The 10,901-nt window shown below is 44.0% G+C and carries 8 protein-coding genes and 4 pseudogenes; 8 read left to right on the forward strand and 4 right to left on the reverse strand.

Annotated elements, in window-relative coordinates:
• Positions 1-163 precede the first annotated feature (163 nt).
• The 3 genes from F6K51_RS33215 to F6K51_RS33225 form a co-directional block, all read right to left on the reverse strand.
• Positions 164-712, reverse strand: a complete 549-nt coding sequence (locus F6K51_RS33215) for an ATP/GTP-binding protein (RefSeq protein ID WP_293029065.1) — start codon at positions 710-712, stop codon at positions 164-166.
• 140 nt (positions 713-852) lie between these two features.
• Positions 853-1,713, reverse strand: coding sequence for a DUF4388 domain-containing protein (locus tag F6K51_RS33220; RefSeq protein ID WP_293029069.1), 861 nt, complete (start codon positions 1,711-1,713; stop codon positions 853-855).
• Positions 1,714-2,374: 661 nt separating this feature from the next.
• Positions 2,375-2,785: a roadblock/LC7 domain-containing protein gene (locus F6K51_RS33225; protein WP_071102467.1), complete on the reverse strand. Its 411-nt coding sequence runs from the start codon at positions 2,783-2,785 to the stop codon at positions 2,375-2,377.
• 431 nt (positions 2,786-3,216) lie between these two features.
• Here F6K51_RS33225 and aspS point away from each other — a divergent pair, with 431 nt between their 5' ends.
• Positions 3,217-5,004 (forward strand): aspartate--tRNA ligase, encoded by a 1,788-nt coding sequence (aspS, locus tag F6K51_RS33230; protein ID WP_293029074.1) that lies wholly within the window; start codon positions 3,217-3,219, stop codon positions 5,002-5,004.
• Between the two features lie 27 nt (positions 5,005-5,031).
• On the opposite strand, the gene F6K51_RS33235 is transcribed toward aspS, so the two are convergent.
• Complete coding sequence (locus tag F6K51_RS33235) at positions 5,032-5,982, reverse strand: YbhN family protein (RefSeq protein ID WP_293029077.1); 951 nt, start codon at positions 5,980-5,982, stop codon at positions 5,032-5,034.
• A gap of 464 nt (positions 5,983-6,446) precedes the next feature.
• On the opposite strand from F6K51_RS33235, the gene F6K51_RS33240 reads away from it, so the two are divergent.
• From F6K51_RS33240 to F6K51_RS33260, 7 genes and pseudogenes are all read left to right on the forward strand, one after another.
• Positions 6,447-7,274 carry an NACHT domain-containing protein gene (locus F6K51_RS33240; protein ID WP_293029080.1) on the forward strand — a complete coding sequence of 276 codons (828 nt, stop codon included), beginning with the start codon at positions 6,447-6,449 and terminating at the stop codon, positions 7,272-7,274.
• Between the two features lie 67 nt (positions 7,275-7,341).
• Positions 7,342-8,657 (forward strand): annotated as a pseudogene (locus tag F6K51_RS33245) (IS701 family transposase).
• Positions 8,658-8,929: 272 nt separating this feature from the next.
• A complete protein-coding gene (locus F6K51_RS33250; protein ID WP_293029083.1) occupies positions 8,930-9,202 on the forward strand; it encodes a hypothetical protein in 273 nt (90 codons plus the stop codon).
• Positions 9,203-9,247: 45 nt separating this feature from the next.
• Positions 9,248-9,569: pseudogene (locus F6K51_RS33255) on the forward strand (transposase); the annotation flags it as partial.
• A gap of 203 nt (positions 9,570-9,772) precedes the next feature.
• Positions 9,773-9,976 (forward strand): annotated as a pseudogene (locus F6K51_RS38750) (transposase); the annotation flags it as partial.
• Positions 9,963-10,115 (forward strand): transposase, encoded by a 153-nt coding sequence (locus F6K51_RS38755; RefSeq protein WP_365940445.1) that lies wholly within the window; start codon positions 9,963-9,965, stop codon positions 10,113-10,115. The pseudogene F6K51_RS38750 and the gene F6K51_RS38755, both read left to right, overlap by 14 nt.
• 466 nt (positions 10,116-10,581) lie before the next feature.
• Positions 10,582-10,746 (forward strand): annotated as a pseudogene (locus F6K51_RS33260) (IS4 family transposase); the annotation flags it as partial.
• Positions 10,747-10,901 lie beyond the last annotated feature (155 nt).

Below are 10,901 nucleotides of genomic sequence, written 5' to 3' on the forward strand. Positions count from 1 at the left end.
ATCGAGGGATTGACCTTTGGTCACGCTTCGCGAACGCGACGCGCTACGATAAGCGAGCCAAGAACTTTCTAGGAGCAATTTATCTGGCTGCTGCCGTAATCTGGCTTAATTGATGACACGCCCTAGATCCTAAATTTAGATTTTACGGCGATCAGCCCACACTCTAACCATTAGGGTGAGTGTGGGAGATGTCACATTTAATGATATATTGTACTAGCACTATTAATGCTTGAATCACAGAATCTCGTTGATTGGCATTGAGGCTGACCATCGGGGGTCGATTGCTTTCATCCACAAAGCCCAATGCGATCGCTATATCCTCTTCTGACCAAGCTCCATCACAATCGACATGGGTTAGACCAATCACTAGGGGAATTTTTACACGCTGTTGCATAAAACTGAGCAGGCGACGGGAAGAGCTAAACTGACTGGGACGATGGGCATCAACAAGGAGTATGTAAGCATGGGCTTTCCGAATCAGGATGTCCCACATGAAATCAAAGCGAGACTGTCCTGGAGTACCATATAAATGTAGCGCCATATCTCGAGCAAATTGCAAACGCCCAAAGTCCATCGCTACTGTAGTTTTTTGCTTAATTTTAGTTGTCACGTCCGTTGCTAGGCAATCTGTATCCACTACATCGATTTCGCTAACCGAGCGAATGAAAGAGGATTTTCCAGCACCCACGGCACCGGTCACAACTAGACGCATAATTTCCACGCTTATTTGCTGTTAGCCGTTCTGAAGCAGAATCGGAAACACGACAACATTATTGTCAACCACTGGATTAGGATTACCATGCTCTGATTGCATAAAAACTACCATTAACTCCAAAAACTACCTAGCTGTTATTACCTCCTTAAGAAACCAAGTAAGTGTTGCACAAAGCGATTGCTCAGCTCTTGAGGATTGTCCTCCTCAGTTCGATTTGCCCCAACGGCGACTGGCTCTAATCCCTGTGATTGCCAATAGTTCTGTTGATATGAAGTAAGCATAGGCACTTCTGCGACTAAACCCACGCTAATCAGCCGGAAGGATATCTGTTGAACCGTTTCCAGAGACTTCCCCAACCGAGTTGCAATATCAGTGAGGGGAATCGACCCATTGGCTAATTTCCAAACTCCAGCTTCCATTGGGTCTAGCCCTAACTGGCGATGACCCACCATCGCCCTAGATAGTGCGGAGGTTGTCTCAGGTAGCTTGTCTGCTAATCCAGTCCAATCTGGTAGAGCTCGCAGACCAATTAGAGTTGCTTTGGTAGCTGAGATGCTTAAACCCGTCATTTCTATCGTGGGCAAGGTTGCCTTAGAGTCAAACCTAAATTTAGCATCTTTGAGCCTGAATAAGCCACAAACTGAGCGTATAACCTGGGCATGAAATAGTAGTCTCAACTGCTCTGGATGCATAAATCCCTTAGTCTTCAAGTACAGACCAATAGGTTTATTCGCCGGACATCGATTTACCTGTTCATTAATTACCTCAGGGCTCAGCCAACCCCGCTGACACATCATTTTCAGCAGGCATTGGTGATCCAGACGATGGCTAACTGCCAAGATCCGACCTTGGCGCAGTAGAATATGTCGAGCTTTTATTTCTTGACTATGCCTACTTAGCTTGAATCGGAGGGTTAGTAATCCAGTTTTGTTTCCCTGATCGAGGAACTGAAACAATTCTGGGAGGGAAAATTCCGCTAAAGAACTCGTGATAGCCATTACTTGTCAATAATAAATCAATTAACCTATTACTAGGCTTAAATTTATTGATAGTCACATCACCTAATTAATAATCTCTTTTTTTTATCCATTTTTTGGGATTTTATAGTAAAGTTATTAAATTTTAATTATTTTACAATACATTTATAACCATTGGGTTAGTAATTCCCTAAGTGTAAAGTAAAAAATTTATATCTTATGACTGATGCGTCAAATGAAGATATAAGCATCAGAGAGGAGAGGTTCAGCAGGGTTTCTGACATTGGCAATCTGACATTGGCAATAGGCTTAACTCAAACCTGGCGCTTAGATAGCTTTGCAAGTATAGCAACTTCCAGTTAAGACCATAGGTATCTTGAGTTACCTAAAATCAAAAGGATTTCTTAAATTATTCAAATAACAGTGAGCATTTTTACGAAAAATCATAGCAAATAATACATTATATTGAACTATCTGTCAAGATGAAATTCACCCACCCTACTCGAATATCAAGTCTGGTTGAATACCCATAATTAAGGGGCGGGGGCGCCGGGAGGATGGGGAGTGTAGGGAGATGGGGAGATGGCCAGATGGGGAGATGGGGGAGGTTTTTATTAAGGGTAATTATCCCGACATGATATAAGCAGTGGCAACCTTTCATATCTTTGCTGTGGCACTTTAACTAGAGTTTTGTTTCATAAATTCCTGGTATGGAATGGTGAGGCTCTAAGGCTGCCTTCAACTCTGGAATCACCCGCTTGATTTCCAGCATCAGCACCCCCTGTTTAGCTGCCTTGGTGGCTAAGACTAATAGAACAGCATACTCGCCACAGTTGGTTAGTATGCCATAACCTTTATTACCTTCTACGAAGATGCGGTCTAGAATGCCTCTGGACAATTCCGAGCCAATCCGTTCACCTAGGGATAACATAGCAGCTGACATGGCTGATACTCGTTCTTCATCCATCTCGCTCGGTAAACTGGATGCTATAGGCAGTCCATCAGGAGAAACTAAAGCAGCTCCTTGAACCTCACTGGTGCTGGTGACAAAATTTTGGATAATGGTCTCCAGCTTGGCGGTATTAATGGTCATGGTTATCCATTCCTCATCAAAACGTTACTGCTCAATCGAGTTTGTGGAAAATAGAGTGATAGGGAAAGTCTAGCCAATTATCAAGGTCTAGTTGCCATACTCGGTCGTTGCAGTAAATTCGTCGGAGATCTGGCTTGGGTTAGGATATCAGGAACTATAGCCCAAAGGTACACAGAACCTATGAAACCTTTTCCCCCATATCAGGAAGCCTAGTGTCAGACTATGGCCTAGACTCGGGTCAAATGAGCTATAATTCAGACTTTGTGGTGGCTGAAATTGCCTGGGTCGGCTTACTGGCGGGGGATTTTAATCCTAGTAAAGTGCCTGTAAAACAGGAAATATCATCCGTGAGGGTGAGAATCTAAGACCATAACGCGCCAGGGTTTAGCCTGATAAGTAAATTAATTCAACCAGTATTATAGACAAAGACTATGCGAACTCATTATTGTGGTCAACTCCGAAGCCAGCACATTGGTGAAACTGTTACCCTCTGCGGCTGGGTGTCCAGACGTCGCGACCATGGAGGTGTGATCTTCTTGGACCTACGGGATATTCGTGGTGTTGTCCAAATTGTTAGTGACCCTGAGCGTACCCCCGATTCCTATCAAGATGCCGATCACCTGCGCAATGAATATGTAGTGAAGGTTACCGGACGAGTTACTAAGCGTCCTGACGAGTCCCTTAATCCCAAATTGCCTACTGGCGAGGTAGAAATTTACGCTCTCTACATTGAACTGCTCAATAAAGTGCGTAAGCAGTTGCCATTTCAGGTGTCCAGTGCTGATACTGAGTCAGTGCGAGAAGACTTACGGCTGAAATATCGGTATTTGGACTTAAGACGCGATCGCATGAGCAAAAACCTGCAACTGCGCCATCAAGTGATTAGAGGAATTCGCCGTTACCTGGAAGATGAACAAGGTTTCATGGAAGTGGAAACCCCAGTACTAACTCGTTCCACTCCCGAAGGTGCTAGAGACTATCTTGTCCCCTCCCGTGTTAATCCGGGTCAGTGGTACGCTCTGCCCCAATCCCCCCAATTGTTTAAGCAGCTGTTGATGGTATCGGGTATGGATCGATACTACCAGATTGCCCGATGTTTCAGGGATGAAGACCTCAGAGCTGACCGACAGCCAGAGTTTACCCAGTTGGACATGGAAATGTCGTTTATGTCCCAAGAGGAAATTCTCCAGCTTAATGAGACATTAGTATTTCACATTTTTAAAACAGTCAAAGGTATTGATATCCCCAGACCATTCCCCCGCCTCACTTACGCTGAAGCCATGGAACGCTACGGAAGTGATAAACCCGATACTCGCTTTGGCTTAGAACTAGTCAATGTCTCTGATTTGATGAAAGATTCTGGCTTCAAAGTCTTTTCGGGTGCAGTAAAGACTGGGGGTGTAGTCAAAGTTCTACCTATTCCTGGTGGTAATGAAGCTATATCGAATGTCCGGATTAAACCAGGGGGTGACTTATTCAAAGAAGCAAGCGAAGCTGGTGCTAAGGGGATAGCTTACATCCGGGTGCGAGAAGGAGGTGAAATTGATACCATCGGGGCGATTAAGGATAACCTAAGTGATAGCCAAAAACAGCAGTTATTAGAGGCAACTGGTGCTACTGCTGGTCATTTGCTGCTGTTTGGTGCTGGTTCAGCTGACATTGTCAATAAAACCCTCGACCGGTTACGACTTGTAATTGGTCAAGAATTGGGATTAATTGATTCAACAAAAATTAACTTACTCTGGGTAACAGATTTCCCGATGTTTGAGTGGAATGCGGATGAAAAGCGTTTAGAAGCACTGCACCACCCATTTACAGCTCCTCATCCTGATGACTTAGATGATTTGAAAACGGCTCGGGCTCAAGCCTATGACTTAGTATGGAACGGGGTAGAAATCGGTGGTGGTAGTCTCCGGATATACCAGCCAGAGATTCAGCAACAGGTTTTTGAAGCTATTGGCTTGTCCGAAGAGGAAGCTCACAGTAAGTTTGGGTTTCTGCTGGAAGCCTTTGACTATGGTGCCCCTCCTCACGGTGGGATTGCTTATGGTTTGGATCGGCTAGTAATGCTATTAGCTGGGGAAGAATCTATTCGCGATGTGATTGCTTTCCCGAAAACCCAACAAGCACGTTCTTTGCTAACCGATGCTCCAGGTGTTGTGGATGATAAACAGTTAAAAGAGTTGTACGTAGCTTCTACCTATCACGATGAAGTATGAAGTATGAAAGTATGACTTATGAAGTTTTCATCCTTGATCTTGGTTAGAAGAGCGATCGCTTGGAGGTTCATTTAACCATGCCAGTGCCGCACCGCCAACTTCTGATAGAATACTGATCAAACGATACAAGGCAACGGAACTCAGCACCAGTGCCGGAGCAAAGTCATGCTCTAGTAAACCCACTGCAGTGGCTTCAAATACCCCAACTCCCCCTGGTGCCCCTGGGACAATTAAGCCCAACAGCCAAGCTACACTAAACCCACTAAGCAACAGGGGGAGTTGGCTGGGGCTGATTGGACTTAAGGCTAACAGGGTAAGCAAAAAGCCTAAACCTCGCAATCCCAAAAAGCCCAATTCCCCCAACAATGGTAGGATTGGGTAGCGCTTGACCCGGATAATCTGATCTTCATCTGATTCAATGCTTTTCTTCTTGCCTGTTAATTGAGCTAAATACTGTAGGCATGGGTTTAAACACCAAGGATGAATCAGTATCAGTACAGCAAACAGAATTGGGAGTTGAATGATCCGGCTGGCCAAAGGAGAGCTGATCAAAGCCAGCAATAAAGCACCTACTGCCATCATGGGAGGTTCCATTAACACACTCAGAGTAGCTACTCCCAATGGAACTCCTGCTGTTTTAGCTGCCCAGATCCGACCATAGAAGTGCCAAACGTTACCTGGTAGATATTTGGCAATGTTAACCTTCAGATAGATCCGGATACACCATCCAAGCCCTGGTTGTTGGTCGAATTCCCGGAGCATCCAATGCCAAACCCAGCCAGTCCAGGTGTGGGCTAGCAATGTCACGCCAACAGCGATCCCTAAACAAGTCCATCCAGAAGTGCTGATCCGAATCGCTAGCACTTCTTGCCAGTTGTCTTTCAAGGCTTTTGCTAAGAAGAATAATGTCCCACCTAAGATTGCCCAGCGTAGGTAAGGTTTTAGGGGTGATAGGACTCGCTTAATCGCTACATTCATTGACTATCTATTCTAACATTTTTACAAAGTAATACGACACTTAGAAGATATCACAAATGACAGACAAAGAATGAGAGTGATAAAATGCTAAAAACTCAATTCGGTTACTAATAGTTAAAAATATATATTTTAAATATAGCATTGTTTATAAAAATTTAGAATTGATCAGCAGTGTCATCGAGTAAGCGTGTTTACACCAAGTTTGGTTGTTACTAGGTCACTATTGCAACGGTTTTTTGCCCAAGAGGATTGAGCGTTGACAGTTGACGGTTAAAAGTCAAATTCAAGGATAGTCTTACCAGTAAATTACATCTTTAAGCGGCAACTTAGTATTAGACTCGCTTACACTCGAAAGCAAGGGGCTTTGTAGCAGTAGCATCACTATGCCAGAAAACATGTCGGACAAGCCATCGTTCCAAAACAAGTCAAATGAGAAAGCTTTGGAACCAGAATAAAACTTGGTCATGGGGTTGTGGGGAAAATTCACCTCACAGTTTCACGACGGAAAATCAACCTCACAGTTTCAAGACAAGTATTACCAAAGCTTAGTCTACGGTTTTCGTGACTTGAAGACAGTAGTGTTGAACACAAGGCTATCAAGGTTGGATTTCGAGCAGGTATTTGTCCCCCTAAGATTCGCTACAAAAATTCCAGGTAATAGACCATTACCTAAGACAAACTCCCATCAATCTCAGATCAGTCCGGAAATTTGGGATTTTATCGCCAAAATACCTAAAAGACGAGCCTATCGACATTTGGCAATCATTGCCCCCCCAGGATCAGGAAAAACCACTACCTTGCAGCATTTGACCCTGACCTATGCCAACAATGCTCACCGCCAGTATAAAGCGCCAAAACTAATTCCTATACTGGTATATTTGCGGAATAGTTGCGATCGCATTACTAGTGAGCAAAAACCTAACTTGGCACAGCTAGTTACGAAACAAGTTGAGGAAGGGTCATTACCAGGATTGGGTCAATCCGCAGGCTTGGAACAACCTCCTGCTAATTGGTTTCGGGATCAGTTAGAAAATGGCAAATGCTTAGTGATGTTGGATGGGTTGGATGAAGTAGCTGATCCGGATCAGCGTCAGCAGGTGAGTCAATGGGTTAACCAGCAGATGCAAACCTATCCCCAAACTGCTTTTATCTTGACATATCGTCCCCAGGGCTATCGTACTACACCAGGGTCACAGGTCGAAACGGTGTTAGAAGTACAACCATTTAATTTCAACCAAATTCAGCAATTTCTTCAGGGCTGGTATCAACAAACTCAGATTAGTGGGATTTAAACAATAAAAAGAGTAAAATAAGGCTATAATACTTATCATACAGTAATTTTACGTCGAAATAACCGACCTGAGAGAAACCACTCCCTCCGCCATGCCCCCGTGCTTTGAGAAATGGTGTAAACGTTTCGACGATTGCTTCATGCGCCAAAGCCCAAAAAACCGGATTTAGACATTATTTAGGGGGATTATTAGGGGAAAGCGAGAGGAAAAACCTGACACAGATGGCAAATAATGCAGTAGGTGTAGTTTACAGCCGATTACACCATTTCTTGACTGATGCCCCTTGGGATGCCGTTAAGATCAATGAACGCCGTTTACAAGTGATGAACAAATGTTCAAGGGACCCGAATCAAGGGAGGGTTTGCCTTGATTTTGGATGACTCTGGACATAGAAAAAGTGGTAACTTGACGCTTCGGAGTGGGAAGGCAGTATCTAGGAGAAATCGGTAAGACAGACAATGGAATAGTCATCTCCCACAACCCATATTTATGATGGCAAAAAAAGCTTACCATTAGACCTAGAATTATATCAGCACGCCACTTCACTAGCTTTGGGAAAGAAAGATGAGGAATTTCAGAAGAAGCCTGACTTGGGAATAGAGTTAATTGACCGGAGTAAGGCTCGGGGGTATCGTCCAGGAATCGTCTTAATTGATGCCGGTTATGGCAACAATACAACCTTTATCAAAAAATTGGAAGAAAGGAAGCTAAAGTATTTAGGAGGGGTCGCTAAAAATGCGCCAAAGGCGCACGCTACGCGAACGGAAAGTTATTATTAAAACTGAATCAGACATTGAAGTAAAAATTACGGATGAATTAGCGAAAAGCCTCTCCTAAGATGATTTTGAGGAAGTTCATCTCAACGAACGAGCAACCGAAAAGTGTTTGGGTGGCAACATTAAATGCCAAGCTGTCTCGTCTAGAAGGAGAAAGAACATTTGCTATCGTAGGAGATGCAAGTTCAATTGAAGAGGCGACAGACATTGATGATTTTATCACTAATGTTGATTCATATAAAGTAACAGCACAGTGGGTTATAACGACTTACTCTCAAAGAAATTGGGTAGAAGTATTCTATCGGGAAGCTAAGGGATGGCTCGGCTTGAGAGAATACCAAGTCAGAGATAAAAGAAGTCTGATTCGCCATTTTATCCTAGTCTTCTGTGCCTACACTTTTATTCTTTGGCACAAGTTAACTGGAGGACTACAAAGACGCTGGGCTAATCAACCTTGGCCAAAGGCCACGCTACGCGAATGAATACTTTTCCTGAGGCTCTAGAAGCTTTTCGTACTGCCATGTCTTTCCGTTTCTTTAATTGGTTGACCCAAAACCGAGACGTATTTGCCTTTTATAAAGCGAGTAAGGGCTTTATTTGGGGTTGATTTTTGTTTAAGTCCCACTAGCGCCAATTGTCGATTTCTCAATGAGTACCATTGGTCAACCCGTGAAATGATTCGACAGGTGCGACAAGGGGTTATAGCCAAATTGCTATCCTACAAACCAAAAGGGCGAAGACCATGTTTGCAGGTAATTATTGACTTGACTAGCTAAGAGTTACGAGGGTTTTTCAAAGCTTTTGACTCCCTTATCAGTGTTTTCAATGGCAAACTTCGATTGCACTTAGTCGTGCTGTACCTGGTGGTGGGACAGTGGCGTGTGCCTTGGAATTTTCGAGTGTTTCGGCGGTTATGGCACAACAACACAAGCACAACTAGGCTTGCGCTTAGTACAACGATTGCCTAAAGCCTTGACTCGTCGCTTTCAGGTGATGATATTAGCAGATACCGCCAAATGTAGTGTGGAATTAAAGCGAGGCATTCGCAAGCTCAGATATCACGCTGTAGTTGGAGTCCGCCGTGACCGTAAACTGGTTGATGGACGCCCACTATCTAGGGCGTGTCATCAAATAGGAATCAATCTAGTTTAGAATCGATAAATGTAGAGAGTTGAGTCAATTAGGATCCGTGCTATCATGACACGTCGCTATGCCTTGCGGGATGACCAGTGGGAAAGAATCAAAGACTCACTACCAGGACGAAAAGAGACAGTTGGAGTGACGGCATGCATATAACCGATTATTTGTCGAAGCAGTGCTGTATCGGTACCCTTGCGGGTATTCCCTGGCGGGACTTACCGGAAAGATTTGGGGATAAACGAGATAGTTCATACCCGTTTGCTGTCGGTGGGCAAGAAGTGGCGTGTGGCAAAAGATATTTGAGGAGCTAGCCAAGGATGCAGACAATGAATATGCAATGATTGACTCAACAATTGTACGCGCCCACCAGCATAGTGCTTTGAAGTTACCGTAAGATAGTTGAGCCTTTATAGTTAGTAGGTTATGGGTAAAAGGTTCAAGTCTTTTGTAATAAGGCTCAACTATCTAAGGTTTCGTCTCTTGGGGCAAAGGGGGGGATGGTGCGGGCGAAGCCATCGGTCGCAGTAAAGGTGGACTGAGTACGAAAATTCACGCCGTGGTAGATGCCGCAGGTTACCTACTGGCTTTCATTTGACCCCTGGACAAGCATGTGACCTCGATGGAGCCGATGTCCTACTCGAAGACCTTAGAGCCGATACACTGATTGCAGACAAGGGATATGATGCTGACGAGCGCGTGATTAAACGACTTGAAGAAAAGGGAACTACAGCGGTGATTCCACCCAAACGCAACCGTAATTTCCAGCGTGAATATGATAAATACTTGTACAAAGCACGACATCTGCGCCACGAATTTCTTTGCCCAACTCAAACAATATCGAGGAATCGCGACACGTTATGATAAGCGAGCAATAAACTTTCTCGGGGCAATTTATCTTGCTGCTACTGTTATCTGGCTTAATTGATGACACGCCCTAGTCTGTACAAGCGAGGGCAACAAGTTCGGCTTAATGGCAAACCCATAGTTGTTTCCATTTCTTGGTTCTATCTCAAACGTGACGGCAAATCTAACAAGCGCAATGTCGCTGTCTACTAGACCTATGAAAGCCAGCACTATCAACTGGTGGGGCAAGCGCAGGTCGCCTATTGAGGGCTGGTAAAAGAGCTGCTAAGCACCGTTAAGCGACTGCACCGCTAGCTTGCGCAAACCAAACTAGGGATGTACCGTTGGCTGATTTTATCAATGATAGCCTACCTGTTGGCACACTGGGCTTATCTTTCTACTGATTCAACCACCTTACCCGATTGGGGGCAAGTAGCTGAAAAAGCTCTCCACTCTTTCCTCCCTCAGCTTGTTGTCTGCATATTATTAACTGATATCCTCCGATTGCAACCTCTGCTTCAAGCACAGGGAATTGATATCAACATTTCTTGGTGCAAGATGTGAGTAGTAGTAATTTAAAAGAACAACAAAGTATTTTATCAAAAGTTATCCCGATTTTAAAAAACTATAAAATCTGTGTATTGGGAGATTGACCTTTGGTCACGCTTCGCGAACGAGAATTTTGTTCTGTAAAGTTAGCAAATCATCTTCAGTAATTGGGTAGAGATTTTTGTTTGCGTTGGCTTTGTTGCATAAAGAGTATGAGTTGAGTGAGATAATCTATAGAGAGAAAAATAGAGCTTCCCCTTAGCCATGACAGAAGCAACCGCCAAGACCAAATATAAGATATTGAATTGGAGTAAGTACA

Source organism: Moorena sp. SIO3I8 (assembly GCF_010692325.1).
Lineage (GTDB): Bacteria > Cyanobacteriota > Cyanobacteriia > Cyanobacteriales > Coleofasciculaceae > Moorena.